Annotated in this window: 26 protein-coding genes and 1 tRNA gene; 15 read left to right on the forward strand and 12 right to left on the reverse strand. The window is 63.2% G+C overall.

Going from position 1 to position 24,994, the window contains the following annotated elements:
• Positions 1 to 3 precede the first annotated feature (3 nt).
• On the reverse strand, positions 4 to 1,188 hold the full coding sequence (locus JT360_RS04325; protein WP_214470313.1) for an HlyD family secretion protein: 1,185 nt from the start codon (positions 1,186 to 1,188) through the stop codon (positions 4 to 6).
• Positions 1,189 to 1,315: 127 nt separating this feature from the next.
• On the opposite strand from JT360_RS04325, the gene JT360_RS04330 reads away from it, so the two are divergent.
• Positions 1,316 to 2,050, forward strand: coding sequence for a TetR/AcrR family transcriptional regulator (locus tag JT360_RS04330; RefSeq protein ID WP_214470314.1), 735 nt, complete (start codon positions 1,316 to 1,318; stop codon positions 2,048 to 2,050).
• A 37-nt stretch (positions 2,051 to 2,087) separates the two neighbouring features.
• Here the strand turns inward: JT360_RS04330 and yihA are convergent, their stop codons facing one another.
• The 3 genes from yihA to JT360_RS04345 form a co-directional block, all read right to left on the reverse strand.
• Positions 2,088 to 2,747, reverse strand: coding sequence for a ribosome biogenesis GTP-binding protein YihA/YsxC (gene yihA, locus JT360_RS04335; RefSeq protein WP_214470315.1), 660 nt, complete (start codon positions 2,745 to 2,747; stop codon positions 2,088 to 2,090).
• Complete coding sequence (locus tag JT360_RS04340; protein ID WP_214470316.1) at positions 2,744 to 3,382, reverse strand: CatB-related O-acetyltransferase; 639 nt, start codon at positions 3,380 to 3,382, stop codon at positions 2,744 to 2,746. The genes yihA and JT360_RS04340 overlap by 4 nt, the downstream gene beginning before the upstream one ends.
• A gap of 121 nt (positions 3,383 to 3,503) precedes the next feature.
• Positions 3,504 to 3,884 (reverse strand): hypothetical protein, encoded by a 381-nt coding sequence (locus JT360_RS04345; RefSeq protein WP_250888600.1) that lies wholly within the window; start codon positions 3,882 to 3,884, stop codon positions 3,504 to 3,506.
• A gap of 111 nt (positions 3,885 to 3,995) precedes the next feature.
• On the opposite strand from JT360_RS04345, the gene JT360_RS04350 reads away from it, so the two are divergent.
• From JT360_RS04350 to JT360_RS04360, 3 genes are read left to right on the forward strand one after another with little or no spacing between them, the layout of a single operon-like run.
• Positions 3,996 to 4,325, forward strand: coding sequence for a winged helix DNA-binding protein (locus JT360_RS04350; protein WP_214470317.1), 330 nt, complete (start codon positions 3,996 to 3,998; stop codon positions 4,323 to 4,325).
• The gene (locus JT360_RS04355) at positions 4,318 to 5,613 is read left to right on the forward strand and encodes an HlyD family secretion protein (RefSeq protein ID WP_214470318.1); all 1,296 of its coding nucleotides are present in this window, start codon (positions 4,318 to 4,320) and stop codon (positions 5,611 to 5,613) included. The genes JT360_RS04350 and JT360_RS04355 overlap by 8 nt, the downstream gene beginning before the upstream one ends.
• Positions 5,610 to 7,157, forward strand: a complete 1,548-nt coding sequence (locus JT360_RS04360) for a DHA2 family efflux MFS transporter permease subunit (protein WP_214470319.1) — start codon at positions 5,610 to 5,612, stop codon at positions 7,155 to 7,157. Before JT360_RS04355 ends, JT360_RS04360 begins: the two co-directional genes overlap by 4 nt.
• Positions 7,158 to 7,365: 208 nt before the next feature.
• Here JT360_RS04360 and JT360_RS04365 read toward each other — a convergent pair whose 3' ends face one another.
• From JT360_RS04365 to rpmH, 4 genes are all read right to left on the reverse strand, one after another.
• Positions 7,366 to 7,926 carry a fasciclin domain-containing protein gene (locus tag JT360_RS04365; protein WP_214470320.1) on the reverse strand — a complete coding sequence of 187 codons (561 nt, stop codon included), beginning with the start codon at positions 7,924 to 7,926 and terminating at the stop codon, positions 7,366 to 7,368.
• Between the two features lie 167 nt (positions 7,927 to 8,093).
• A complete protein-coding gene (yidC, locus tag JT360_RS04370) occupies positions 8,094 to 9,905 on the reverse strand; it encodes a membrane protein insertase YidC (RefSeq protein ID WP_214470321.1) in 1,812 nt (603 codons plus the stop codon).
• Positions 9,906 to 9,919: 14 nt separating this feature from the next.
• The gene (gene rnpA / locus JT360_RS04375; RefSeq protein WP_214470322.1) at positions 9,920 to 10,273 is read right to left on the reverse strand and encodes a ribonuclease P protein component; all 354 of its coding nucleotides are present in this window, start codon (positions 10,271 to 10,273) and stop codon (positions 9,920 to 9,922) included.
• A 14-nt stretch (positions 10,274 to 10,287) separates the two neighbouring features.
• Positions 10,288 to 10,422, reverse strand: a complete 135-nt coding sequence (gene rpmH, locus JT360_RS04380; RefSeq protein WP_008833937.1) for a 50S ribosomal protein L34 — start codon at positions 10,420 to 10,422, stop codon at positions 10,288 to 10,290.
• Positions 10,423 to 10,700: 278 nt separating this feature from the next.
• On the opposite strand from rpmH, the gene JT360_RS04385 reads away from it, so the two are divergent.
• On the forward strand, positions 10,701 to 12,188 hold the full coding sequence (locus JT360_RS04385) for an ATP-binding protein (protein WP_214470323.1): 1,488 nt from the start codon (positions 10,701 to 10,703) through the stop codon (positions 12,186 to 12,188).
• Between the two features lie 184 nt (positions 12,189 to 12,372).
• Positions 12,373 to 12,449: transfer RNA gene (locus JT360_RS04390), tRNA-Arg, on the forward strand.
• Between the two features lie 51 nt (positions 12,450 to 12,500).
• On the opposite strand, the gene JT360_RS04395 is transcribed toward JT360_RS04390, so the two are convergent.
• Positions 12,501 to 13,664 (reverse strand): MFS transporter, encoded by a 1,164-nt coding sequence (locus JT360_RS04395; RefSeq protein ID WP_250888601.1) that lies wholly within the window; start codon positions 13,662 to 13,664, stop codon positions 12,501 to 12,503.
• Between the two features lie 37 nt (positions 13,665 to 13,701).
• Positions 13,702 to 15,261, reverse strand: coding sequence for an FAD-binding oxidoreductase (locus tag JT360_RS04400; protein ID WP_352126992.1), 1,560 nt, complete (start codon positions 15,259 to 15,261; stop codon positions 13,702 to 13,704).
• On the opposite strand from JT360_RS04400, the gene JT360_RS04405 reads away from it, so the two are divergent.
• The 4 genes from JT360_RS04405 to JT360_RS04420 all read left to right on the forward strand — a co-directional run bounded on the left by JT360_RS04405 (position 15,205) and on the right by JT360_RS04420 (position 19,359).
• Positions 15,205 to 16,110, forward strand: coding sequence for a LysR substrate-binding domain-containing protein (locus tag JT360_RS04405; RefSeq protein WP_214470325.1), 906 nt, complete (start codon positions 15,205 to 15,207; stop codon positions 16,108 to 16,110). The genes JT360_RS04400 and JT360_RS04405 overlap by 57 nt on opposite strands.
• Positions 16,111 to 16,348: 238 nt before the next feature.
• Positions 16,349 to 17,107 carry an SDR family oxidoreductase gene (locus JT360_RS04410; protein ID WP_214470326.1) on the forward strand — a complete coding sequence of 253 codons (759 nt, stop codon included), beginning with the start codon at positions 16,349 to 16,351 and terminating at the stop codon, positions 17,105 to 17,107.
• 665 nt (positions 17,108 to 17,772) lie between these two features.
• On the forward strand, positions 17,773 to 18,726 hold the full coding sequence (locus JT360_RS04415; protein ID WP_214470327.1) for a sigma-70 family RNA polymerase sigma factor: 954 nt from the start codon (positions 17,773 to 17,775) through the stop codon (positions 18,724 to 18,726).
• Between the two features lie 87 nt (positions 18,727 to 18,813).
• Positions 18,814 to 19,359, forward strand: a complete 546-nt coding sequence (locus JT360_RS04420; RefSeq protein ID WP_214470328.1) for an OsmC family protein — start codon at positions 18,814 to 18,816, stop codon at positions 19,357 to 19,359.
• A gap of 47 nt (positions 19,360 to 19,406) precedes the next feature.
• On the opposite strand, the gene JT360_RS33455 is transcribed toward JT360_RS04420, so the two are convergent.
• The gene (locus JT360_RS33455; protein ID WP_352126993.1) at positions 19,407 to 19,682 is read right to left on the reverse strand and encodes an FCD domain-containing protein; all 276 of its coding nucleotides are present in this window, start codon (positions 19,680 to 19,682) and stop codon (positions 19,407 to 19,409) included.
• Positions 19,679 to 19,846, reverse strand: coding sequence for a hypothetical protein (locus JT360_RS33460; RefSeq protein ID WP_250888602.1), 168 nt, complete (start codon positions 19,844 to 19,846; stop codon positions 19,679 to 19,681). The genes JT360_RS33455 and JT360_RS33460 overlap by 4 nt, the downstream gene beginning before the upstream one ends.
• A 131-nt stretch (positions 19,847 to 19,977) precedes the next feature.
• Between JT360_RS33460 and JT360_RS04430 the strand changes: the two genes are divergently transcribed.
• The 5 genes from JT360_RS04430 to ggt all read left to right on the forward strand — a co-directional run bounded on the left by JT360_RS04430 (position 19,978) and on the right by ggt (position 24,754).
• Positions 19,978 to 20,619, forward strand: coding sequence for a GntR family transcriptional regulator (locus JT360_RS04430; protein WP_250888603.1), 642 nt, complete (start codon positions 19,978 to 19,980; stop codon positions 20,617 to 20,619).
• Positions 20,620 to 20,708: 89 nt separating this feature from the next.
• Positions 20,709 to 21,560, forward strand: a complete 852-nt coding sequence (locus JT360_RS04435; protein WP_214470330.1) for a transporter substrate-binding domain-containing protein — start codon at positions 20,709 to 20,711, stop codon at positions 21,558 to 21,560.
• Positions 21,561 to 21,634: 74 nt separating this feature from the next.
• On the forward strand, positions 21,635 to 22,348 hold the full coding sequence (locus JT360_RS04440; protein ID WP_056592763.1) for an ABC transporter permease: 714 nt from the start codon (positions 21,635 to 21,637) through the stop codon (positions 22,346 to 22,348).
• Complete coding sequence (locus tag JT360_RS04445) at positions 22,345 to 23,037, forward strand: ABC transporter permease (RefSeq protein ID WP_214470331.1); 693 nt, start codon at positions 22,345 to 22,347, stop codon at positions 23,035 to 23,037. Before JT360_RS04440 ends, JT360_RS04445 begins: the two co-directional genes overlap by 4 nt.
• A 130-nt stretch (positions 23,038 to 23,167) precedes the next feature.
• Entirely contained in the window at positions 23,168 to 24,754 is a 1,587-nt protein-coding gene (gene ggt / locus JT360_RS04450; protein WP_214470332.1) for a gamma-glutamyltransferase, read from the forward strand.
• Positions 24,755 to 24,994: the final 240 nt, after the last annotated feature.

The raw sequence follows: 24,994 nt of genomic DNA on the forward strand, positions 1-24,994 counted from the left end.
CGCTCAGTTCGATGCCGCGGGCGCGGTGCGGCTGTCGGCGGCGACGACAACGCTCAAGCCCGCGCGCAGCTTGCCGCCCTTCAGCACATCGGCCGGCACGTCGATGCGGACCGGAACACGCTGCACGACCTTGGTGAAGTTGCCGGTGGCATTTTCAGGCGGCAGCAGCGAGAACACGGCACCCGAGGCCGGCGCCAGCGACGAGACGGTTCCTTCGAAATCCTGGCCGTCGATCGCGTCGACCGAGACCTTGACCTTTTCGCCGGGAACCAGCCGGGCGAGCTGGGTCTCCTTGAAATTGGCGACGATGTAGAGCTTGTCCATCGGCACGACGACGGCAAGCTTCTGGCCGGGACTGACGAGGTCGCCCTGTTCGACGGAACGGTTGCCGACGACGCCGTCATAGGGCGCCTTCAGCACGGTGAAGGAAAGGTCGCGCGCGGCCTTGTCGCGGCTGAGCTGCAAGGAAGCGAGCGTGCTCGCCGATTCGGCGCGCTGCGCTTCGAGCACACCGATATTGGCCTGCGCGGCGGCGATCTGCGCATCGGCACCGACGAGAGCGGCATTGGCCTGGTCGAGCGCGGTCTGGGCGTCGTCCAGTTGCGCCTGCGTGCCGACATGCGTCTTGACCAGCTGCGCGGCGCGCTGCTGGGCGCGAGCGGCATTGTCGGCCGCGGCCTGGTCGGCCACCTTCTGTGCCTGTGCCTGCTGCAGGGAAGCCTGCGCGGCCTTGGTCTGCGCATCGATGCGGTCGAGCGTCTTTGACAGCGTGGCGATCTGCGCTTGGGTCTGGGCAACGGCGATCTTGTAGTCGCCATCGTCGATCGTCAGCAGCGGGTCGCCAGCCTTGACCAGCTGGTTCTCGCTCACCTTGACCTGATCGACATAGCCGGAAATCTTGGGCGAGACGAACGCCATGTCCGCCTGGACATAGGCGTCGTCGGTCGAGATCATGAAACGGCCCGTGGTCCAATAGTCATAGCCATACCAGGCACCGGCGCCGAGCAAGGCAACACCGATGATCGGCAGCAGGAAGGAGCGCACCGAACGCTTCTTCTTTGCGGGAGCTTCGGCCGGCGGCGGCGCGACGGCCGGCTGGATAGGAACTTCCGGTGCTTCCGTCGCCGGCGCGACCTTGGCATTGGGGAAAGGACGGACTTCGGCGGTGGAGGGCGCGTTCGAAGACATGACATCTCTCTAAAGTTATAATACTGAACCGTTCGGTTCGATCAGACCGTTGACATAGCGCGTAAAGAGGACCATATCAAGAGGCAATCGAACCGCTTGGTTCGAATTATTTCGAGGTGCGACTTTTATGGCCGAGACAACGCCCGACGTCGAAAACGACAAATGCGGCGACCTGCTGGACAGCTTGCGACGCGGCCGCCCGGCCGCCGGTCAGGATCCGGTCAAGCGCAGCCAGATTATTGACGGCGCCCGTCGTGTCTTCATCGACAAGGGCTTCGAGGCCGCCTCGATGAACGACATCACGCGTGAGGCCGGCGTGTCGAAGGGCACCATCTATGTCTACTTCGCCAACAAGGAAGAGCTGTTCGAGGCGCTGATCGAGGAAGAGCGCGGCAGCATCTTCAAGAACATGTACGACTTGCTCGACCGTGCCGACGATCTTCGCCAGACGCTGGTGAAGTTCGGCAAGGTGCTGTCCATGAAGATCACCTCGGCCAGGGTCATCCAGGCGCAGCGCACGGTAATCGGTGCCTGCGACAGGATACCGGATATGGGCGCGCGGTTTTATGAACGCGGCCCCAAACGCGGCCATGACAAGGTGGTGGCCTTTTTGAACGCCGCCATCGACCGCGGCCTGCTACGCATCGACGATGTCGATCTCGCGGCCTATCAGTTCACCGAACTGTGCCTGGCAGGTCTTTTCCGTCAGTGCATCTTCGCCTATCGCGCCAAGGCGCCGAGCCAGGAGGAGATCGACCACATCGTCCGGTCGGGCGTCGATATGTTCCTGAAGGCGTACGGAACCGGAAGCCTCGCCGAGGAAGAACGCCACCAGATGATTGCCCTGGAGGCAAAGTCATAAGGGCAATCGCCCCGCTGGACGGGCCTGTCCCGAGTCTTTAGCCGCCATTGGCGGCAAGCACGATCGCCGCCTGCAATTCCTCGAGGCCTTCGCCCTTTTCCGATGAAGTCGCCAGGACGAATGGAAACGCGGCCGGCCGCTTCTTGATCTTGGCCAGCGTCTCCTCGATCAGCCGCGGCACGCCCGCGACCTTGATCTTGTCGGTCTTGGTCAGCACGATCTGGTAGGATACCGCCGCCTTGTCGAGCAGCGACAGCACTTCGTCGTCCTTGGCCTTGATGCCGTGGCGGGCGTCGATCAGCACATAGACACGTTTCAGCGTGACGCGGCCCTTGAGATAGTCGAAGACCAGCTTGGTCCACTCATCGACCTTCTCCTTGGGCGCGGAGGCGTAGCCGTAGCCCGGCATGTCGACCAGCGCCAGCGGCGGCAGGTCGGCGCCCTCGCCCGAAAATCCGTCCGGCACGAAATAGTTGAGTTCCTGCGTGCGCCCCGGCGTGTTGGAGGTGCGCGCCAGCCCCTTCTGGTTGACCAGCGCATTGATCAGCGACGATTTGCCGACATTGGAACGGCCGGCAAAGGCGATTTCCGGCGGCCCTTCCGGCGGCAGGAACTTCATGGCCGGCACGCCTCGGATGAAGATCCAGCCGCGCGTGAACAGGTCGGTGCCGATCGTGGTGCTGTTTTGAGCGCTCAAGCTGCTGCCTCCAGAAGAGAGATGTCGGCGCCCCTGATGGCGTCGAGGTTGCGGCCGATCTTGTCCACCGGCCAATCCCACCACGCCAATGCCAGCAGCCGCCTGATCGTCCTGTCGTCGAAACGCTTCTTCACCATCTTGGCCGCGTTGCCGGCAACGATCGCATAGGGCGGCACATCGTGCGTCACCACGGATTTGGCGGCGATGATGGCGCCATGGCCGATGTCCACACCGGGCAGGATCACCGCCTCCATGCCGATCCAGACATCGCTGCCGACCACCGTGTCCCCGCGCACCTCCCTCGACCATGTCGCCGGGTCAAAACCCTTTTCCCAACCATGGCCGAAAATGTTGAACGGGTAGGTCGAAAAGCCGGACATGGCGTGGTTGGCGCCGTTCATGATGAAACGCGCTCCTTCGGCAATGGCGCAGAATCTGCCGATGATGAGCTTGTCGCCGATGAAGGGGTAGTGATGCAGCACGCATTTTTCGGCGAATTTGTCCGGCCCGTCCGGGTCGTCATAATAGGTGAAGTCGCCGATCTCGATGTTCGGCGCGCTCACCAGAGGTTTCAGGAAACCGACGCGCGTATGCATCGGGATCGGGTGCTTGATGCCGGGGTTGGGTCCATCCATGTCGGTTCGTCCGAAAATTGGCAGACAGGCGCATCCGCAACCGGAGGCGCCTGGTCAAAATAGCGTGATCCGCCCTATAGCACCAATCGGCCGGGGAGCGAGTCTTCCGTGGCGGACCAGCTCATTTGTTGCCGCGACAGATCACGATCGGATTGGACAGCGCGCTGTCGAAACCGCTGCCCTGATAGACGGTGACGTTGGATGCTCCAGGCGGCAGCATGAAGGTGCCTTCGACAATCTTCTGATCGCCGGCCATCGCGTGCAAAGCCCAGCTGAACGTGCAGAACTGCGGCGGCGCCTGGGGTTCGACGTGGCTGCAGTTCAGCTGTGCGCCGCCCAGCATGGCGGCGCCGCCGCAGCTGACCGCGTCCTTGGCAACCGCAGTACTCGGGCATCCAGCGACAGCCAGCACCGCCGCGATCTTGAGCCAATTCATCGTCTCGTCCTCGCCGGGAAATTGCCTGTCGCCGCGCCTGCCGTTGCACCGCGACACGTGCGACATTTTTTCTCGGGCGGGCTTAATCCGTCTTGTGCATCGCGTCCAGCAGGATTATGTGCATGATGATAATAAGCATGCTCACGAAAGCTTGACCGCAGACCCTGATCTCCTCCCATGTCGTCCTCGCCCAAAATCAGCTTCGTGCTGCACGACGTCGCGCGCCTGCTTCGAAAGCGGTTCGAGCAGCATTCGCGGACATCGGGGCTGAGCCGAACCCAGTGGCAGGTGCTTGCCTATCTGTCGCCGCGTGAAGGCATCAACCAGAACAGTCTGGCCGACCTCATCGAGATCATGCGCGGCAACGGCCAGAAAACACGAGACGAGGCCTTCGCCGGTCTTTCGTCGGATGCACAGCATCTGCTGCAGACCCTAGGCTCGATCAAATCCAATCTGCTCGCGGCTTGCACCCAGCCAGCCGTCGACCGGGAGAAAGTACATGGCTGAATCAACATTCCCCAAGAAACCTGCCGAAGGCCAGCCTTCCACGGTCCGGACCGGCGACCAGGTCGTCCGGCTGGACAGCGAGCGCAAACAGCGACGAGCCAATGTCGTCATCGACAAGGACGAGTTGGAAGCGCCGGTCGCCCTTGAGCCGGCGGCGCTCGAGGCGCCGGCCAGGGAGCCGCAGCCACAGCAGGCCCCTGTCGCCGTTGCCCCTCCTGCTTCGGCCAAGCCGAAGCAGGGCCTGACGCGTCCGGTGCTCTTTGCCCTGCTTCCGGTCGCGCTGGTCGTGGGCGGCTATTATTATGTCACCGGCGGCCAGGTGATGACGACCGACAATGCCTACATCCAGGCCCAGTCGCTCGGCGTATCCACCGATGTCTCCGGCACCGTGCAGGAGATCGATGTCCACGAGAACCAGGCGGTGAAGAAGGGCGACGTGCTCTTCCGCCTGAGGCCGGCCTCCTTCGAAACCGCTCTCGCCGCTGCCCAGGCCCAGCTTGGGACCGTGCGCAACCAGGTGCTGACGCTGCAGGCGAGCTATCAGCAGTCGCTGTCGCAGATCGAGCAGGCGCAGGCCGACATCCCCTATTACGAGGCGGCCTTCCAGCGGCAGCAGGACCTGCTCAAGACCTCCACCGCCTCAAAGGCGTCTTTCGACAGCGCCCAGCACGACCTTGTGGCGGCGCGCCAGAAAGTGTCGGTCACCAAAGCGCAGGCGCAGGCCACGCTTGCCCAGCTTGGCGGCGACGCCGACCAGCCGGTGGAGAAGAACCCGTTCTATCTGCAGGCCCAGTCTGGCGTCGACGATGCGCAGCGCAACCTCAACGACTCGATCGTCAAGGCGCCGTTCGACGGTGTCGTCACCAATGTCGACGCGCTTCAGGTCGGCAAGTATCTGCCCGCTTCGCAGCCGGCCTTCAGCCTGGTTTCGTCAACCGATCTGTGGATCGAGGCGGAACCGAAGGAAACCGAGCTGACCTATGCGCGGCCGGGACAGACGGCGACGATCAGCGTCGACACCTATCCGGGTGCCGTGTGGCACGGCACGGTTGCCTCGATCAGCCCCGCCTCGTCGTCGAGCTTCTCGCTGCTGCCGGCGCAGAACACCACCGGCAACTGGGTCAAGGTCGTGCAGCGCATCCCGATGCGCGTGACGGTCGATGACATCGAGGGCAAGCCGCCGCTGCGCGGCGGGATGAGCGTCGTGGTCGACGTCGAGACCGGCCATGCGCGCGGCCTGCCGGACTTCGTGGCCAATCTCATCGACCGGTTCGGACAAAAGTCATGACCGGCGCGTCCGCGGCAGGTGCCACGCCGGTGGTCGCCAATCGCGGCGCCATCACCGCCTGCGTGATCCTGGCCGTCATCATGCAGGCGCTGGACACGACCATCGCCAATGTGGCGCTGCCCTATATCCAGGGCAGCGTTTCGGCGAGTGCCGACCAGATCAACTGGGTGCTGACCTCCTACATCGTCGCGGCCGCGGTCATGACGCCGCCCTCGGGCTATCTTGCCAACCGTTTCGGTCGCAAGCGCATCCTGTTGACCTCGATCACCGGCTTCGTGGTCGCCTCGGTGCTGTGCGGCTTCGCGCAGTCGCTGCCGCAGATCGTCGGCTTCCGCCTGCTGCAAGGCTTGTTCGGCGCGGCGCTGGTGCCGCTGTCGCAGAGCATCCTGCTCGACATCTATAGTGTCGAAGAACGCGGCTCGGCCATGGCCCTGTTCGGCGTTTCGGTGATGGTCGGGCCGGTGCTGGGTCCGGTCATCGGCGGCTGGCTGACCGAAAATGTCAGCTGGCGCTGGGTGTTCTACATCAACGTTCCGATCGGCGCGCTGGCTTTCGCCGGCGTGTGGATGTTCGTCCAGGAGACGAAGACGGACATGAAGGCGAGGCTCGACTGGCTGGGCTTCGGCATGCTCAGCATCACCATCGCGGCCCTGCAGATGTTCCTCGACCGCGGCGAGCAGCTCAACTGGTTCTCGTCATCCGAGATCATCGTCGAGGCGCTGATCTGCGCGTCGGCCTTCTACATCTTCCTGGTCCACACCTTCACCGCCCGCAACACCTTCGTCAATCCGCGGCTGTTCCTCGACAGGAATTTCGCGGTCGGCATGATCTTCATCTTCATCATCGGCATCACTTATCTCGCCTCGCTGGCGCTGATGACGCCCTATCTGCAGACGCTGATGGGCTATCCGGTGGTGACGGCCGGCATCGTCATGGGCCCGCGCGGCCTCGGCACCATGGCGTGCATGTTCCTGGTCGGCAGGCTGATCGGCAAGGTGGATACACGCTGGCTGCTCCTGACCGGCCTGCTGATCACCGCCTGGGCGATGTACGACATGACCGGCTGGACGCCCGACGTCTCGCAATGGACGATCATCAGCACCGGCTTCATCCAGGGCGCGGGGCTCGGCTTCCTGTTCGTGCCGCTGACCACCATCACCTTCGCCACGCTGGCGCCGGAGCGGCGCGCGGAAGGCACCGGGCTTTACAATCTGTCGCGAAACATCGGCTCCAGCGTCGGCATCTCGGTGGTCACCGCGCTGCTGACGCAGAACGTGCAGATCAACCATGCCAACATCGCCACCTATGTGACGCCCTTCGACCAGGCGTTCGGCAATCCGGCGATCGCGCGGGCGATGAACCCTTACACCGCCGCCGGCCGCGCAGCACTTGACGGCGTGGTGACGCTGCAGGCGACTGTTATCAGCTACATGGACGACTTCAAGCTGATGATGATCCTGTCGCTGGCCGCCATCCCGCTGGTGCTCCTGCTGCGCAAGCCCGGAACACCGGCCAAGGTCGACCACAGCGCCGTGATGGAGTGATGTGCTGGAAGCGGTCGAAGCTCCACCGCTGAAGCCCCAGCCGTTCTCACAGGTGGGAAAAGAGAGACCGGGGTCCTGTGAGGGACTACAGGACCCCGGCCTCGCCGATGCGGCTTCCCCAGGAAACACGGCACCTCGTCACGAGGCTGGGATGGCAGACCGAGAAAGCCCCAACGGATTTGCCTTGATCCCCTTTTGCCGGAAGCCGTTACTTCGGCAACAGCACCTTGTTGACGACGTGGATGACGCCGTTGGACTGATTGACGTCGCCGATGGTCACCTTCGCCTCGCCGCCGGACTCGTCCATGATGTAGAGCTTGCCTTGCTTGACCTCGGCGGTGAGCATGTCGCCCGAGACGGTCTTCATCTCATACTTGCCGCCCATCGCCTTGGCCTTGGCCATCATGTCCTTGCCGGAGATCTTGCCGGCCACGACATGCGCGGTCAGCACCTTGGTGAGCTGGTCCTTGCTCTCTGGCTTCAGCAGCGTGTCCACCGTGCCGGCCGGCAGTGCGGCGAAGGCTTCGTTGGTCGGCGCAAAGACGGTGAAGGGGCCGGCGCCCTGCAACGTGTCGACCAGGCCGGCCGCCTTGACGGCGGCGACCAGCGTCGTGTGGTCCTTCGAGTTGACGGCGTTTTCGACGATGTTCTTGGTGGCGTACATCGGCGCGCCGCCGACAGTCGGGTTCTTGGCATAGGCGGGAGCGGCAATCGCCGCGCCGGCGACGAGTGCGGAAATGGCGATAGTCGTGAATGACGGCAAGCGCATGTGGTCTTCCTCCGGGTGAGGGCTGATCGGAATTGATAGCCTTTGGAAATGCACACGCAGTCACGCCTCGCGACCGCTTGCAGTTTCGCCGATCACAGGAACGTGAACGGAAACTTGTCCAAAGAAAAAGCCCGGGCGAACCGGGCTTTTTCGAGAAGAGAGCGCTTCTATTCCGCTGGCGACGGTTTCTTTCGAAACAGTGCGACCAGATTGTCCCACAGCTCGATCTTGGCGCCCTGGCGCTTCATGATGACGCCCTGCTGGAGGATCGACAGAGTGTTGTTCCAGGCCCAGTAGATGACGAGGCCGGCCGGGAAACCCGCCATCATGAAGGTGAAGATGACCGGCATCCAGGTGAAGATCGCGGCCTGCGTCGGGTCCGGCGGCGTCGGGTTCATGCGCATCTGCAGGAACATGGTGACGCCCATGATCAGCGGCCAGACGCCGATCATCAGCATGTGCGGCAGAGTGACCGGAACGAGGCCGAACAGGTTGAAGATCGAGGTCGGGTCGGGCGCGGCCAGATCCTGGATCCAGCCGAAGAACGGCGCATGCCGCATCTCGATGGTGATGTAGAGCACCTTGTAGAGCGAGAAAAAGACCGGGATCTGCAGCGCTACCGGCCAGCAGCCGGCAAGCGGATTGATCTTCTCAGTCTTGTAGAGCTCCATCATCGCCTGCTGCTGCTTCATCTTGTCATCCGCATATTTCTCGCGGATTTCGAGCATCTTGGGCTGCACCTTCTTCATGTTCGCCATCGACGCGTAGGACTTGTTGGCGAGCGGGAAGAAGATGGCCTTGACGATGACGGTGGTGGCCAGGATCGCCAGGCCGAAATTGCCGAGGAATTTGTAGAGCGTGTCGATCAGCCAGAACATCGGCTTGGTGATGAAGTGGAACCAGCCCCAGTCGATCAGCAGGTCGAACCGCTTGATGTGGCGGTCTTCGGCATAGGCGTTGATCTTGGCGACTTCCTTGGCGCCGGCGAAGACCTCGGTCTCGACAGTCGCCGACTGGCCGGCCTCGACATTGATCGCGTCGGTCAGGAAGTCGGACTGGTAGCGGTGGCGGCCGTCCTCGAAATAGGCGTAGCGCGGCTGGAACGGCTGCTTCTCGGTCGGCACCAGCGTCACCGCCCAGTATTTGTCGGTGATGCCGAGCCAGCCGTCGGTCGACTTGCCCGGCTGGTACTGCTTGTCCTTCTCGACGGACGCGTATTTGTGCTCCTGCAGGCCTTCCGTACCGGTGAAGCCGATCAGGCCCTCGTGCAGCACATAGGTGCTGGCGACGGCCGGCTTGTCGTAGCGGGTGACACGGCCGTAATTGAACAGCGACACCGCGCTTGAGCCGGAATTCTGCACCGTGTCGGAGACCGTGAACATATAATTGGCGTCGACGGAGAAGGTGCGCTTGAAGGTCAGGCCCTTGTCGTTGGTGTAGGTGAGCGTCACCGGCGTCGACGGGGTCAGCGTCGGATTGCCTTCCACGCTCCACACCGTTTCCGCACCCGGCACAGTGCCGGTCTTGTCGTTGCCGACGAAGCCGATCTCGGCGAAGTAGCCGGTGGGCAGCGCCTGCGGGTTGAGCAGTCCGATCTCGGGCGAATTCTTGTCGACGGTTTCGGTGTAGTGCTTGAGCTTGAGGTCGTCGAGGCGCGCGCCGGTCAGGTTGATCGACCCTTCGAGGCTCGGCGTGTCGATCTTGACGCGCTTCGAAGCGGCAAGCGCCTGATCACGGCTGGCCGCGGTGACGGTGTCGCCGCCGGGCGCGTTGGGAATGGTGCCCGGCGCCGGAGCCGGTGTTGCAGCACCCGGATTGGCCGCCTCGGCCGTCTTTTTCTGCTCCTCCACGCGCTGCTGCTCGACCTTGGCGGCCTCACGCTGCTGCTCGACGCGCGGGTTCATGTAGAAAACCTGCCACAAGGTCAGGATCAGCACCGACAGCGCGATGGTGATGAAGAAGTTCCGGTTGTTTTCCATCGAGAGCCCTTGGCCTATCGTGTTCCGCGAAGTCGGCGGGAGAGTTCGGCCTTCAACTGGCCGAAAGGCGCGCGCAGCGCGTCATCGCGCCCGACGATGACATAATCATTGCCGGGCTTCATGTCATCGGCCGCATGGACGCGGACGGCTTCTTTCAGCCGCCGCCTGACGCGGTTGCGCACAACGGCGTTGCCGACCTTCTTGGTGACGGTGTAACCGACGCGCGGTATCCCGCCGTCGCCGCGGTCGAGGACCTCGACGAGGAAAAACCGTCCGCGTCGCTTTTCACCACGACGGACGGCCAGGAATTCCGCGCGCTTCAGAAGCCGCTTGGGATTTTGCCCCACTGGCTTGCCGGTTGCGGGCAACGATCTCGTCTCGCTTAGGCGCTCAGCCGCTTGCGGCCGCGATTGCGGCGAGCTGCGACGACGCCACGACCACCCTTGGTGGCCATGCGGGCACGGAAGCCATGCCGGCGTTTGCGGACGAGTTTGGACGGTTGGTATGTACGCTTCATTTGTTTTAATACCGCGGGGTGCGGCCCTTCTTGATTCTGTCACTTTGTAACAGGAGCTTTGCCGGGCCGGCTTTGGCGCGATCGAAACCGCGCCGGGACGAATGGCCCGAGCGTGAGCGGGCTTATAGAAAGAAGGGTTTTGGAAGTCAATCCGGCCGTGTCGCGGCAGGGACGTGCACCTTTTGGCGCCAATTGTGTCTGAGACCAAGGATGAAATTGGCAAAAAAGCCGTAATCGCCTAATCTTGGGCGATCAAGTGATTGTGAAGATCGAGTCGCATGAGCGAAGCCAACCAAGCCGGGGAAGGTAACGGAACGGCGCCAGCCGTCGTCCGCACCGTACCCCTGTCGCGCGGACTGTCGACAAAGCTGCTGCTGTTGACCATCGTTTTCGTGCTTTTGGCCGAAGTGCTCATCTTCCTGCCCTGGATCGCCAGCTACCGGCTGAGCTGGCTCAAGGAGCGGCTGAGCACGGCCGCCGCCGTGTCGATCGTGCTGGTGCAGGGCGAGCCGACCTCCTTGTCGCGCACCGCCCAGAACGACGTGCTGATGGCAATCGGCGCCAAGGCGATCGCGGTGCGCGATGGCGGCGTGTCGCGGCTTCTGGTGGTGGCGGACATGCCGCCGCAGGTCGACGAGCACATCGACCTCGCCAGCGTCGGCATGATCAAGGGGATGACCGGCGCGCTGGACACGCTGTTCTTCGGCGGTGACCGGATGCTGCGCGTCTTCGGGCCGGTCGGCGACAGCGACAAGGAATTCGAGCTGATCATGCCGGATTACTCCCTGCGCAAGGCCATGCTCATCTATTCGCGCAACGTCGCCTTCGTCTCGCTGCTGATCTCGCTGTTCACGGCCATGCTGGTCTATGCCGCGATCGACCTGATCATGATCGGGCCGATCCGCACGATGACGCGCTCGATGCTGTCCTTCTCCGAAGCCCCCGACGATCCAAGTCGCATCATCCATCCCGCCGCCCGCGCCGATGAGATCGGCGTTGCCGAACGCGAGCTGTCGCAGATGCAGGAGCGGCTGCAAAAGATGCTCTCCGAGCAGAAACACCTTGCCGACCTCGGCCTGGCCGTCTCGAAGATCAACCACGACATGCGCAACATCCTGGCATCGGCGCAGCTGATTTCGGACCGCCTGCGTCTGGTTAAAGACCCGACCGTGCAGGCCTTCGCGCCGAAGCTGCTGCGTGCGCTCGACCGGGCCGTCTCGTATTCGGAAGGCGTACTGGCCTATGGCCGCACGCAGGAGCCGCCGCCTTCGCGCCGCAGGGTGCGGCTGCGCCAGCTGGTCGAGGACGTGCACGGCCTGCTCGACATCGAGGAGGGCATCGAGTTCATCAACGCCGTCGAGGCGGCTTTCGAGGTGGACGCCGATTCCGACCAGCTGTTCCGGGTGCTCACCAATCTGTGCCGCAACTCGGTGCAGGCGATGGCGGCCGACACCGAGAGCGCCGTGGTGCGGCGGCTGGCGGTATCTGCGGAACGCATGGGCAGCGTCAGCCGCATCGCCGTCACCGACACCGGCCCCGGCCTGCCGGCGAAAGCGCGCGAGAACCTGTTTGCGGCATTCCGCGGCTCGGCGCGCAGCGGCGGCACCGGCCTTGGCCTGGCGATCGCGCACGAACTGATCCGCGCGCATGGCGGCTCGGTGGAACTGGTCGAGTCGATTGGCGGGCGCACCACCTTCGCCGTCACCATCCCCGACCAGCCGGTGCGGCTCGACCAGGCCCGCGGCAGCCTGCGCCGCCCGGCGTGATGGCTCGGGCTCGGCGACTGTTTCGAAGCGCCTGGATCGGACTCTTCTCGCCGGATGACAGGCCTGCGACAAAACTTTTGCCGGAGCGACTTGCTTTTCGCAAATTCAGTCGGTAGGGAACTGCACACATCGCGGCCGGTCCTCAGGATCGGATCGCAGGGCCGTTGAAAACACGGCCTGATGCGCGCCCGTAGCTCAGCTGGATAGAGCACCAGACTACGAATCTGGGGGTCAGGAGTTCGAATCTCTTCGGGCGCGCCATTCTCTCCGTTGTATGCCTCGTTTCGCGACTTGATCGGCTGCGCCAGGATTTCAATTCGTCTGCGGTTCCGTTCTTGCCCGTGCGAGCAGCAGACGTTCGAATCCCCACAGAAGCGCCGGACAGGCCAGAAGAGCGGCCGCGCCGAGGCCGAGAGCCGCGCCGGCGCTGCCTGCCCAAAGAGCAAGCTTACCGCCGAGCCAGGGAGCGGCCAGCATAGTCGCATAATAGACTGTATAAAAGAGACCCATTCCCAGCGCACGAGTCGCCGGCGCCAGTGCTTGCGCCGGCAGGCTCATGATCGCTCCGGCCGGGAGTCCGCAGATCAGTCCCAGCACAAAGACGGTGGGCAGTACCGGCGCACCGCGCCACAGCAGCAGGACCAGTGCCGCGAAAGCCAGGGTGCTTGCCGCCAGTATGGCGTTGCGGCTCCCGGTGCGGTCCGCGAGGTATCCTCCGAACGGAACGGACAGGGCTGCGAGCCACAGCACTATGCTGACGGCGGAGCCAGCGGCGGCGGTCGACCAGCCGTGCTCGACCAGCATCGACGGCCCGAAGCTGAAAATCATGGCGAAGCCGACATTGTAGAGGGACCAGATCAAGCCTGCGAGCAGTACCGCCCAGAGGGCCGGCTTCGCAAGTCGCACGCCTTTCGCCGAAACCGAAGCGAGGGCCAGTCCGGGTGGCCGATAGAGAAACCCCACCAACGCGAGAGCCGAGGTGATGAGGGCCATCACCGCGATCTGCGCCCCCGATATGCCAAATTCCGCCTGGATCAGCGGCAGTATGACGAGCGCAAGGGCGATGCCCAAGGGCCATGAGTTAATGAAGATTGCCATTGCGGTGGCGATTTGCCGGCCCGAGAACCAGTCAACGACCATCTTGGTCATCAGCACATTCAGCAGCACGCCTCCCAGGCCGGAGATGAGCCGGCCCGCGACCTGCACGCTCCATGAAGTTGAGGCGTAGAGCAGGAGTTCCCCTGCCAGCATCAGGACCAGCCCGGCAAGCACCGTCGCCTTATCGCCGAAGCGCTGGGCGATTGCGCCGCCGGGAAGCGCAACCGCAACGCCTGGCGCGAAATACAAGCCGATGAGGACGCCGATGTCGGCGAGGTTCGCGTTCAGCGCCTTACCCAATTCCGGCGCAACGGCGGCAACGCCCTGGAACTGCACCGCCATCGCCGCGCGGGCGACGAATAGTACAGCAAGGATCATCCAGCGACTGCGCACGGTCCCCCCTAGGAATCCCGAATCATCCAGGCCTGATGTTTTGGTTCAATCGGAAGAAATTGGTCGGGTCGTATCGCTTCTTGGCAGCGGCGAGGCGCGCATAATTTCCGCCGTATGCAGCACGAACGCGCTCGTCACCCTCATCACCAAGATTGTTGGCATAAACACCGCCGGTGGAGAATGGTCTGACCGCATTCCACAGGTCGCGCGCCCAGCGCGTATTGGCCTCATCATCGACCGGATCATCCCATATGGCGATCGGGAAGCAGTCAAAGGCCGCATCGCGATTGGCGTAGGGCGAGTGTGACGCGGGTAAACGAGCGATCGCTCCGCCGACCTGTTGGAAAACCAGCAGGGACGAGTGATTGGGAGCCCTCGCGTAACTGTCGAGCAGCGCGTCGATCGCACCGTCGCTGATCGCACGCAGGAACTGCGCTTTCCAGTAATAGCGTCGTCCGCGTGGAAAGAGGCTATCGCCCGCCGATTGAATCTGGAGATAAGGAATGGCTTGAAGGCGGCTCTCGATGGGAGAGCCGAATTTCACCAGCGGTGCGATGACAGGCTCGCCCGCTTCGGGTGATCCGACATAGCAAGCCGAGATGCTGAAGGCACGGTCGCCCGAGGGCAATGTGACGAGCGCGGCGTCAACGCTCACCTCGTCCGGGGCGTCACGGGAGAATTTGTCGTAAAACCGCATGGCGTCGCGCGCATGATCCCAGGCGTGGAGCACCGAGCCCACGAGAAGGGCCGGACCGAGCGGATGCAGCCGGTATTCGAACGCCGTCACGATGCCGAAATTGCCGCCGCCGCCGCGCAAGGCCCAGAACAGGTCGGGATGCTCCTCGGCGCTTGTCCGCAACAACTGTCCGTCAGCCGTGACAATTTCGGCCGCGATCAAATTATCGCAGCTCAGACCGTGCTTGCGCCCGAGCTTGCCGAAGCCTCCGCCAAGCGTGAGGCCGGCAATCCCGGTGTCGCTGTTGACGCCCATGGTCGTTGCAAGGCCGTGCGCCTGTGTGGCGGCGTCGAACTCGCCGAGGTTCAGACCGGCTTCGGCCCTGGCGATGCGGCGCTCGGGATCGACTGCGATCTTCTTCATGCGGGATAGATCGATCACCGTCCCGTCGTCGCAGACGGACAGGCCGGCGACGTTATGGCCGCCGCTGCGAACCGCCACAAGACAGCCTTGTGACCTGGCATAGGTCACGGCATGGACGACGTCATCGGGACTGGCGCAAAAGACAATTGCGGCAGGGCGTTTGTCGATTGCCCCGTTCCAGACCTTGCGCATCCGGTCATATGCAGCGTCTGTCGGCAGCACCAGCTCGCCCCGTAAGAGCCGCCGTAGCTGTTCAATCGCCGTGCTCGAAGCATGGGATCGGCCCATTCGTGCATCGGTCTGTCGTGGAAGCTCCATCGCTGTCGCCCTCCGTTCCGGCAGGACGATGGTCTCACGGGGGCGCAACCTTTTGCAAAAGCGAAATTCTTGGATGCCGGATGAGAAAAATTCATCTACGCTGCCGACATGACAAACCGCCCGCCGCTGCGCGCTTTGCACGCCTTCGAGGCCGTCGCTCGGCACGGCAGCTTCAAGGCCGCGGCGGCGGAACTCGGCGTGACGCCGACGGCGATCAGTCACCAGGTCCGCTTGTTGGAAGAGATGTGCGGTCTCAAGCTGTTCCAGCGCCGGCCGCGCCCGCTCGTGCTGACGAGCGCGGGAGCGCGGCTGTTTCCTATCCTGCGCAACGGCTTTGATCTTCTCGCCGGCTCCCTTGCCGCGGTCGCGGAGCCGGACGTTCAAGCGCCGTTGCGGGTGACAAGTCCGAACGCCTTCGCTAGCCGATGGCTAGTGCCCCGCTTGCCGAAATGGCGAGCGGCCAACCCGGCCGTGCCATTGGAGATCATCGGGACGGACGCTCTGCTCGATCTGCGCGCCGGCGCCGCGGATTTGGCGATCCGCTACACACGGCGCCCGCCCGTGGGCTTTGCGGCGCAAGAGCTGTGCCGCGATTCCTTCTTTCCCATTTGCAGTCCGCGATTGCTGGCAAGCGATGGGCGCTCGATTGAGCGCGCCGCTGATCTCCTGCGTTATCCCCTGATCCATTTCGACTGGATGAACCGGGATCCGGACGCTCCCACCTGGCGCCGGTGGCTGGAGACGGCTCGTTCAATCGATCCGGACCTGATCCCTGCCAAAGCTTGGGATTTGAGCTTCCGCGAGGAGCTGCATGCGATCGATGCGGTTGTCGCCGGGCAAGGCATTGCCATTTGCAGCGACGTCGTAGTCGGCCGCGAGCTGGAAAATGGTTCGCTCGTCAAAGCGCATCCATTGTCCTTGCCGGGTTACAGCTTTTATGTCGTCTGGATGCACCACAGTCCGCGCTCCGCAGTGATGGAGTCCTTCCTGGCGTGGATGAGAACCGTCGCATGAGACTGTCTAACCTGGGATGAGACGCGTCGGCGGGACGGAGGCGGCCGGAAACCCGCCGTGATTTCAGCAAGTTCCGGTTTGCTTCCGACTGCCATTTTGAAGGACTATAGCGTAGACATAATTCTCATCATCACCCGAGATGGCGCGCCAAATCGTTCTCCATGGACTATATGGTTCAGCGCCACCGCTGCCGTCCGACTATGCGCGACGGGCGGAACCAGCGGAGCTGATTTGAGCCATGACTTCCACCAGCATCAAACGCGCCTTGATCACCGGCGCCGGAGCGGCCGACGGCATCGGCTTCGCCATTGCCCGCCAGCTTGGCCATACCGGCCATGTCGTGTTCCTCACCGGCGCCAGTGCGCGCGTGCTTGACCGCGCCGCCGAGCTTTGTGCAGAAGGTATCGATGCCAGGGCCGTGGTCGCCGATCTGACCATGGCTGCCGATGTCGCGCGGCTACGGGCTGATGTCGGCGCGGTCGATATCCTGGTCAACAATGCCGGTATGGGCTCGCTGGCATCACCCTCGGTCGACAAGGCGTTTCTCGCCATGACAGAGGCCGAGTGGGACCGAGGCATCGACGTCACCCTGAAGACCGCGTTCCTGGTCACCCATGCGTTTTTGCCGGCAATGGTCGAGGCGGGCTACGGGCGCATCGTCAATGTGGCGTCGGTCACCGGACCGCTGGTGTCCTTCGAAGGCACATCAGCCTATTCCGCCGCCAAGGCCGGCATGGTCGGCCTGACGCGCACGCTGGCGCTTGAAGTGGCCAGGAGCGGCGTCACGGTCAATGCCGTGGCGCCCGGCTGGATCGAAACCGGCTCGTCGAGCGAGATGGAACGGATGGCGGCCCTGCATACGCCGCCGGCGCGGGCCGGCCGGCCAGATGAAGTGGCCGCGGCGGTGGTGTTCCTGGCGTCGGAAGGCGCCAGCTATGTCAACGGCGCGCTGTTGGTGGTCGACGGCGGCAACAGCCTCCAGGAGCGCAAGGGCTGAAGGCCCGTCAGCCTGGCGCGGACCGTCCGGAAGAAGGCGTCGTTGGCCCGGCAGCTTTCGGCTGCCGGGTTCTTGTTCGTGACGGCGGCTGTCACTTATGGGACTGCTGGAAGCCGGCCACGTCGTACTGAGATACGCTCTTCGGATTCTTGGAGTTCTGAGGCTGTTCGCCCGCGTAGTGTGTTCCCGCGTTCCCATCCGGATTGAAGGCTGAACCCGGGGCCGTGCTGGCGTGGCCCGGCGTAGCACTTCCCGTCTGAGGAGTGCCAATCTCCTGGCTGGGCTGACCTGTCGTACCTGTTACGGTGTGTACATTGCCAGCCAGAGCCGCACCAGCGGAGGCCAGGAGCAAGCCCATTGTTATCGGAATGAGGCGATGTTTCATGGTTATTCTCCCAAAAGCGTTTGATTTAGGGCGCTCGGCGTCCTGGGAGCACCCGGCGAACTAAAGGCTAAAACGCTTTTCGCGCCGCTGTTCGTCCCGAGAACACCGCAAATTGTAAAAATATCGCTGGGGTGCCGCGGGTCGCGGGGGCGTGGCGGCGCCAAGCAGGTGGGCGAACTCGCTCGACCAAGCCAATACGGCCGACCGGCTGTGTAGGTGGGAGTTGGAGCAATTCGAATTTGGATTCGAACTTTTTGCAGCGTTGGCGCATCCTTGGTCAATGGGTCATCAAGCTCGTATCCAGCCGACTGATGCCGAACTGGCCGTTGCGGCTCGCGCCGGCGACTGCGCTTGCCTCGGGCTGCTGCTCGAACGCCACCGCGCCAGGCTCTACGCCGCGGCGCTGCAGATACTGGGCTATGGCCCGGAAGCCGAGGATGCGGTCCATGACACGTTTCTGATCGCGCTGAGGCACATTGGGGAACTCAAGGACCCTCAGGCGGTCGCCGGATGGCTTCACATGGTGCTGCACCGCATCTGCCTGCGGCAATTGCGCGGAAGACGTCGAGAGGTGCTTGCCGCCGAAGTGCCTGATCGTCCCGACGAAGGGACCGATATCGAGGAGCGGCTCGAGAAAGTCGCGCTTCGCGAATGGGTTTGGGACGCCCTGCGTAAACTTCCCGAACCGCTGCAAGCCACCGCAATGCTGCGCTATTTCGGCAGCTATCCGTCTTACGAAGAACTGGCCACCATCCTGGCCGTCCCGATCGGAACCGTTCGCAGCCGCCTGTCGGAAGCCAAGCGCAGATTGGCCGAGATGCTGCTCGATACGGCAGGATTGGTTGATCCCGACACAAAGCTAAGGTCAAGCGAGCACCAGCGGTTCTATGTCGAAATCTTCGACGGCCTCAATCGGCACGGCGACCGTGACCGTTTCCTCGGCCACTTCGCGGACGACCTTCACCTCGTACGCGGAGGCGGCAAGCCGGTATTCGGTCGGTCGTTCCTCGCCGGGGAAGTCGATTCCGACACCGAGGCTGGCGTACGGCTCGAACCGTTGCGCGTTCTCGGCGCCGGCAGCGTCATCGTCATCGAGGGACGGTTCGTCAACCCTCCCGAGGATCCGTTCCATTGCCCGCCAGGCATCGCCCTGGTGGTCTTTCAGCAAGATGGCAAGGCCAGACGCCTGCATCTCCATCTCTCGCCGCGGCTACCCAGACCCTACGATGACTGATCGAACTTTCTCCCCCGCTCGCGGCTCCTTGAAGCACGCCGGCCCAAATAGACGAGCGAGAAACCCACGATTGGAAGGAGATAAGAGATGCCCGTAGTCTTCGGTGAACCCGTCAGCACGGTAAGGGATATCGTATCCGTGATGAAGAAACATGGCGATGCGGTGCGCGGGACCTACCGTGCCCGCTACCGCTTCGATCCGCAATCAAGCGATCCATATGCCGCGCCCCTCCTGGAGCGGCCGGCGAGCCTCAGGGACAATCCACCAAACGTTGTCTATCCCTGGGAGCAGATCTTTGCCGCCGCGGCCGCCTGTGTCGGCTCGGATTATCCGATGCTTGCGGCGCATGCGGGGATCGATCTGCGCTCGGTCGAATTTGTCGTTGAAGGCGTGTTCGACCCGCGCGGCGAGTTCGACGGCCTTGATGGGTTCGAGGCGCCGCCAGACGCACGGCATTGCTATCTGTCTCTCCACTTCACCGCAACCGTGCGTTCTTCCGCGCCGCGCGCCGAGCTGGAGAAGATCCACGAGCGCGCGATCTCGCACAATATGGTGCTCGGCGCCCTTAGAGGCATACCCATGACAAGCGAGCTTGTGGTCCGTGAAGCGGCAGGTGAACCGGCCTTCGCCTGAACGAGCCATGATGGTTGGCGGGCAGCCTTGTCCGGGCTGCCGGCCGCTCAGGACGCCTTGGCCAGAAAACTCTGATAGTCCGACTTGGCCTGCAGCAGGCGCAGCACGTTCTCGCGTGATCCCCGCACATGGGCGCGCGCCAGCGTGCCGGCCCGGCCGGCGTCGCCGGCACAGATCGCCTCGACGATCTCGGCATGCTCGTCGCGGGTGATCTTCCATTCGTCGAGCCACAAGAGCTCGGTCCAGACATAGTGCTGGCACTTGTCGAGAATGCCGCAGAGCATGCCGTGCAGCATGACAGTGCCGCTGATCTCGGCAATCACCCGATGCAGGTCGATGCCGATCTGGAATTTTCCCTGGTGGTGCGGTCCTGGATGGCGGCCAGCCGCTCGCATTCGGCCAGAATGGCGCGCAGCCGCGCCTTGTCCTGTTCCGTCGCGGCAGCGGCGGCCAGTTCCGTCGCGTGGCCGTCGAGCCGGTGGTGCACTGCACCGGTATCGGCTTCTGAGCCGTCGTCACAGGGGTATTGACGACGCAATAAAATATGGATTTGATGATACGTGGATACAAAAATACTTTAGGTGCCCCATGCAAGCAACCTTTCCGGCAGAGCCACAGATGTCCGCCACTGCGGAGGAAGAGGCGTACAGGCACGTTCAGAGAGCCCTTCGCTTCGGCCGCTACAAACCGGGCGACAGGCTTATTCCGGAGGAGATTGCCGCCGAGATCGGCATGAGTCGCATGCCGGTGCGGGAGGCTTTTCGGCGCCTGGCCTCCGACGGGCTGGTGGTTCTGCGGCCCAATCGTGGATGCGTGGTTGCAGGCCTGACGGTCGATGAGCTTTACGAGATTTTCGAAATTCGCTCGGTTCTGGAGGGACTGGCCGTAAGGCTGGCGATGCCCCGGATCGATGAGGAGGAGTTCGAGGAACTCGATCGCCTGCTCGAGCGCATGGAACGCGCGGGCCAGAGCGGCAGCAGCGACTGGGTGGTCCGCCACCAGGAATTCCATGGCCGTATCTGTGCGCTAAGCCGGAGGCCCAAGCTTATCCACCAGATATCGGCGCTGCATGCGGTGATAGAGCCCTACATGCGCATCTGGTTCGACGACTGTGACAAGCCGCATTCTGCGCGCGAGGAGCATGCCGCCGTGATCGCGGCCTTGCGTTCAGGCGACGAACTTCAAGCGGAAAAGGTGATGCAGGATCACATTCTCAGCACAGCACCGATACTGGCCGAGTTCGTGAGTCCGAGCCGGTGACGAACGCCGGACGGACAGGAATGGCCTCGAACCGGCAATGCGGCCGGGCGTAGGAACAGCTCGAACAGCCTATCAAAAAGGGGAACCACATGAAAGTTTGTCGTTTGGCCGCAGTTGCGGCCGCACTCAGCATGTTCGGCTTCATGCACACCGCATTGGCCGAGGACGCGCCCAAGGCCATAACCATCGCCACGGAGGGTGCCTACGCTCCGTGGAACTTCACCAACGCAGACGGCAAGCTCGACGGACTGGAGATCGAGCTCGCCAACAATCTTTGCGAGCGGATGAAGGTCAAATGCACCATCATCGCTCAGGACTGGGATGGACTTATTCCTTCGCTGAAGGTCGGCAAGTTCGATGTGATCATGGCCGGCATGTTCATCACGCCGAAACGCCTCGAGACCATCGACTTCACCCAGCCTTATGCGATCGACCCGGGCGGGTTCGCAGCCGCCAAGGACAGCGACCTGGGGAAGCTCGGCGCTTCGACCGAGAAATTCAAGCTGGACGATGAGGCCGCCTCCAAGGCCGCGATCGACAAGTTGAAGCCCCTGCTGAAGGGCAAGGTGGTCGGTGTCCAGGCGGCCACGGCCATGCTCGAATTCCTCAAGAAATACTTCGGCGACACGGTGGAGATCCGCGAGTACAAGACGACCGAGCAGCACGATCTCGATCTGGCCGCGGGCCGCATCGATGCAATATTCGCTCAGAAGACAGCGCTCGCCGCGACGCTCGCAAAACCCGAATTCTCGGGCTTCACGGTTGCAGGTCCGGGCTTTGTCGGCGGCTTGTTCGGCGCCGGAACGGGTGCGGGACTCAGGAAGGAGGACACCAAGCTCAAGGAAATGCTGAACGACGCGATCAGCGCCGCCGTTGCCGACGGGACCATTAAACGCATCTCGGAAAAATGGGTGAAAACGGACGTGACGCCGGTCAAGTAGCCACGTGTGTATTCTGTCCGGCCGATTGGTATCAACCGATCGGCCGGGCGCCGCGCTGAACGATCAGGTTTCACATGACGGACACACTCCATATCCTTTCCGTGGGCAAAGGCGGCTGGGGCGGAGCCCTGCTGCTAGCAGCTGGCGTGACATTTGCGCTGTCAGTCCTCGGCTTCCTGCTCGGCGCTCTCTTCGGCGCGGTTGCAGCAGGAGGCCGGCTCTCCACGAGAGCTTTACCGTCATGGGTCGCCAAGGGCTATGGCACGGTGTTCAGGGGTGTACCCGATCTGTTGACGATCTACCTGCTTTACTACGGCGGCAGCATAGCATTGACTGAGATCGGTAAATTCTTCGGCAGCGCAGGCTTCGTCGGGCTGCCGACATTTGCGACCGGCGTCCTGGCGATCGGCATCATTTCGGGCGCCTATCAAGCCGAGGTCTATCGCGGAGCGTATCTCGCCGTCGATCTCGGCCAGTTTGAGGCTAGCAAGGCGCTCGGCCTGTCCCGGTTCCAATCGCTGCGTCTCGTCATCGTGCCTCAACTGATGCGGCACGCCCTGCCGGGCCTCGGAAATGTCTGGCAGCTTGTGCTCAAGGATTCGGCCTTGATCTCCGTGATCGGCTTGGTGGAATTGATGCGGCAATCTCAGATCGGCGCGGGATCGATGCGGGAGCCCTTCGTCTTCTATATAGCAGCCGCGACGCTGTATTTCCTCATCGCTACCGTGACCGGATCGGTCTTCCGCTACGGCGAGGCACGGGCGTGGCGAGGCATGGTCCACGCATGATCGACTTCGCCTTCTTTGTAGAGATCATTCCCACCCTTCTCTCCGGCTTGCCGTTAACCTTGCGACTTGCGGGGTTGTCGATCGGAATAGGCTTTGCCTTGGCCCTGTTGCTCGCACTGGCGCAGCAGGGAAACCATCGGATGCTGGTCTGGCCCATACGCTCCTTCGTTGCCGTCTTTCGCGGCACGCCATTGCTCGTCCAGATATTCCTCATCTATTACGGCCTCGGCCAGTTCCGCCCCACACTTCAGGCAGTTGGGCTTTGGTGGCTGTTTCGCGAGCCCTATTGGTGCGCCGTCATCGCGCTCAGTCTCAATACCGCAGCCTATGGCAGCGAAATCCTGCGGGGTGCGATACAGGGTGTGCCGCGCGGCCTTGTCGAGGCGGCCTCTGCCTTCGGCATGACACGGCTCCAGACCCTGCGCCTCGTCGTTCTGCCTTTGGCGCTGCGCCAAGCCATACCGAGCTACAGCAACGAGATCATCCTCATGGTAAAGGGCACGTCGCTTGCATCGATCGTCACCCTGATGGAAGTGACGGGCATCGCCCAGGGGCTTATTTCGCAGACCTATCGCGCCGTAGAGGTTTTCGTGGCCGCGGGCGCGATCTATCTCACCATCAATTTCACGATCATCTCGACACTGAACGCGCTGGAAACCTGGCTAACGCCTTATCGGGTCCGAGCCTGATGCGCGTCTGGCGTAACGAGGAGACTTGGCAAAATGCGCAGTGTCGAGAAGCCGAAGCGATCCGTTGCGGTGTCGTGTTACGCCATGGCGGCAGCGTCGCATCCATCAGACCAAGGGATACAAAGACAGAATGCGTGATTTCCAGTTTCCCGGCCGCTCGCCGGTTCGTGCCACGGAAGCGGTTGCCGCGACATCGCATCCGCTTGCGACGCTTGCCGCGATCGACATGCTGCGCGCCGGCGGCAATGCCATGGATGCCGCCGTCTGCGCCGCCGCCGTACAGGGCGTGGTCGAGCCGCAGTCGACCGGCATTGGCGGCGACTGTTTTGTCCTCTACTGCCCGAAGGGACAAGGCGACGTGCTGGCCTTCAACGGCTCCGGCCGCGCGCCCGCCAAGGCAAATGTCGACTGGTACCTGGAAAAAGGCTTCGACCGCATCCCGCTGCAAGGACCGCATGCGGTGACCGTGCCGGGCGCCGTCGACGCCTGGAGCCGGCTCTTGGAAGATCATGGCCGCAAGAGCCTCGCCGAGGTGCTGGCGCCGGCCATCCACTATGCCGAGAACGGCTATGTCGTGCATGACCGGGTCGCCTTCGACTGGGCCGAGCCGGAGACCGACCTGTCAGCCGACGAACATGCCGCGCGCATCTTCCTGCCGGGCGGCATGGCGCCGAAGGCCGGCGACATCCACCGCCAGCCGGAACTCGCCGCCACCTTGCGGGTGATCGCCAGGCACGGCCGCGACGGATTCTACGAAGGTGCCGTCGCCGACGACATGGTGCGCCGGCTCAACGAACTGGGCGGGCTGCATTCGCACGAGGATTTCGCCGCGACCAAGGGCGACTATGTGGCGCCGGTCAGCACCGCCTATGGCGGCTATGACATCCACCAGATGCCGCCGAACAATCAGGGGCTGACGGCGCTTCTGATGCTGAACGTGCTGTCAGGCTTCAAGCTCGGCGGCCTCGACCCCAATGGCGCCGAGCGCCTGCATCTGGAGATCGAGGCCGGCCGCCTGGCCTACCAGGACCGCGACCGCTTCGTCGGCGACCAGGATCATGTTCGCGTGCCGGTGAGAGAGCTTCTGTCCAGCGCCTATGCCGACCGGCTGCGCGCCGAGATCGACCGTGAGCGGGCCATGACGCATCTGCCGCGCTTGGACCTGCCCGGCAGCGACACGGTGTATATCTCGATCGTCGACCGCCACCGCAACGCCGTCTCCTTCATCAACTCGACCTATTATTCGTTCGGCAGCGGCGTCGTCGCCCCGAAGACCGGCATCGTGCTGCAGAACCGCGGTTCGAGCTTCCGCCTCGACCCGGCGCATCCCAATGCCATCGCGCCCGGCAAGCGGCCGATGCACACGATCATGCCCGGCATGGCGACCAGGAACGGCCGCGCCGTGATGCCGTTCGGCGTGATGGGCGGCGGCTACCAGCCTTTCGGGCATGTCCATCTTTTGACCAACATGATCGACTTCGGCATGGACCCGCAGCAGGCGCTGGACGCGCCACGGGTGTTCTACAATGATGATACGGTGGAGGCCGAACGCAACGTTTCCGCCGAGGCGATCGAGGGCCTGCGCCGGCGCGGCCATCGCATCGCCGAGCCGCATCATCCGCTTGGCGGCGGGCAGGTGGTGATGATCGACTGGGAGAAAGGCACGCTGACCGGCGCCTCCGATCCGCGCAAGGATGGGATGGCGCTTGGGTATTGAGCGAATCGGCGCGGCGGATAAAGCCGCAGTTGCCACAGCAAGCGTTGGCGCTGCCCCTCATCCGCCCTTCGGGCACCTTCTCCCCGTAAACGGGAGAAGGGAGATGGGCGCACCGTCGGCGCCTCTTTTGCAACGCTCGCGGTTGGCGAAACCATCGGCGACAGCGTCTTTCGCCCCGTTTACGGGGAGAAATGCCCGGCAGGGCAATGAGGGGCAGCGCTGACGTCGACAATTGTCCTG

It is taken from the genome of Mesorhizobium sp. dw_380, from assembly GCF_018588885.1.
In the GTDB taxonomy this organism is placed as follows: Bacteria; Pseudomonadota; Alphaproteobacteria; order Rhizobiales; family Rhizobiaceae; genus Mesorhizobium.

Bases quoted from the DNA above. Each gene is read 5' to 3' on its own strand.
- JT360_RS04325 (WP_214470313.1), bottom strand. From the start codon at position 1,188: ATGTCTTCGAACGCGCCCTCCACCGCCGAAGTCCGTCCTTTCCCCAAT.
- JT360_RS04330 (WP_214470314.1), top strand. From the start codon at position 1,316: ATGGCCGAGACAACGCCCGACGTCGAAAACGACAAATGCGGCGACCTG.
- JT360_RS04340 (WP_214470316.1), bottom strand. From the start codon at position 3,382: ATGGATGGACCCAACCCCGGCATCAAGCACCCGATCCCGATGCATACG.
- JT360_RS04345 (WP_250888600.1), bottom strand. From the start codon at position 3,884: ATGTCGCACGTGTCGCGGTGCAACGGCAGGCGCGGCGACAGGCAATTT.
- JT360_RS04350 (WP_214470317.1), top strand. From the start codon at position 3,996: ATGTCGTCCTCGCCCAAAATCAGCTTCGTGCTGCACGACGTCGCGCGC.
- JT360_RS04355 (WP_214470318.1), top strand. From the start codon at position 4,318: ATGGCTGAATCAACATTCCCCAAGAAACCTGCCGAAGGCCAGCCTTCC.
- JT360_RS04360 (WP_214470319.1), top strand. From the start codon at position 5,610: ATGACCGGCGCGTCCGCGGCAGGTGCCACGCCGGTGGTCGCCAATCGC.
- JT360_RS04365 (WP_214470320.1), bottom strand. From the start codon at position 7,926: ATGCGCTTGCCGTCATTCACGACTATCGCCATTTCCGCACTCGTCGCC.
- yidC (WP_214470321.1), bottom strand. From the start codon at position 9,905: ATGGAAAACAACCGGAACTTCTTCATCACCATCGCGCTGTCGGTGCTG.
- rpmH (WP_008833937.1), bottom strand. From the start codon at position 10,422: ATGAAGCGTACATACCAACCGTCCAAACTCGTCCGCAAACGCCGGCAT.
- JT360_RS04385 (WP_214470323.1), top strand. From the start codon at position 10,701: ATGAGCGAAGCCAACCAAGCCGGGGAAGGTAACGGAACGGCGCCAGCC.
- JT360_RS04395 (WP_250888601.1), bottom strand. From the start codon at position 13,664: ATGATCCTTGCTGTACTATTCGTCGCCCGCGCGGCGATGGCGGTGCAG.
- JT360_RS04405 (WP_214470325.1), top strand. From the start codon at position 15,205: ATGACAAACCGCCCGCCGCTGCGCGCTTTGCACGCCTTCGAGGCCGTC.
- JT360_RS04410 (WP_214470326.1), top strand. From the start codon at position 16,349: ATGACTTCCACCAGCATCAAACGCGCCTTGATCACCGGCGCCGGAGCG.
- JT360_RS04415 (WP_214470327.1), top strand. From the start codon at position 17,773: ATGGGTCATCAAGCTCGTATCCAGCCGACTGATGCCGAACTGGCCGTT.
- JT360_RS04420 (WP_214470328.1), top strand. From the start codon at position 18,814: ATGCCCGTAGTCTTCGGTGAACCCGTCAGCACGGTAAGGGATATCGTA.
- JT360_RS04430 (WP_250888603.1), top strand. From the start codon at position 19,978: ATGTCCGCCACTGCGGAGGAAGAGGCGTACAGGCACGTTCAGAGAGCC.
- JT360_RS04435 (WP_214470330.1), top strand. From the start codon at position 20,709: ATGAAAGTTTGTCGTTTGGCCGCAGTTGCGGCCGCACTCAGCATGTTC.
- JT360_RS04440 (WP_056592763.1), top strand. From the start codon at position 21,635: ATGACGGACACACTCCATATCCTTTCCGTGGGCAAAGGCGGCTGGGGC.
- JT360_RS04445 (WP_214470331.1), top strand. From the start codon at position 22,345: ATGATCGACTTCGCCTTCTTTGTAGAGATCATTCCCACCCTTCTCTCC.
- ggt (WP_214470332.1), top strand. From the start codon at position 23,168: ATGCGTGATTTCCAGTTTCCCGGCCGCTCGCCGGTTCGTGCCACGGAA.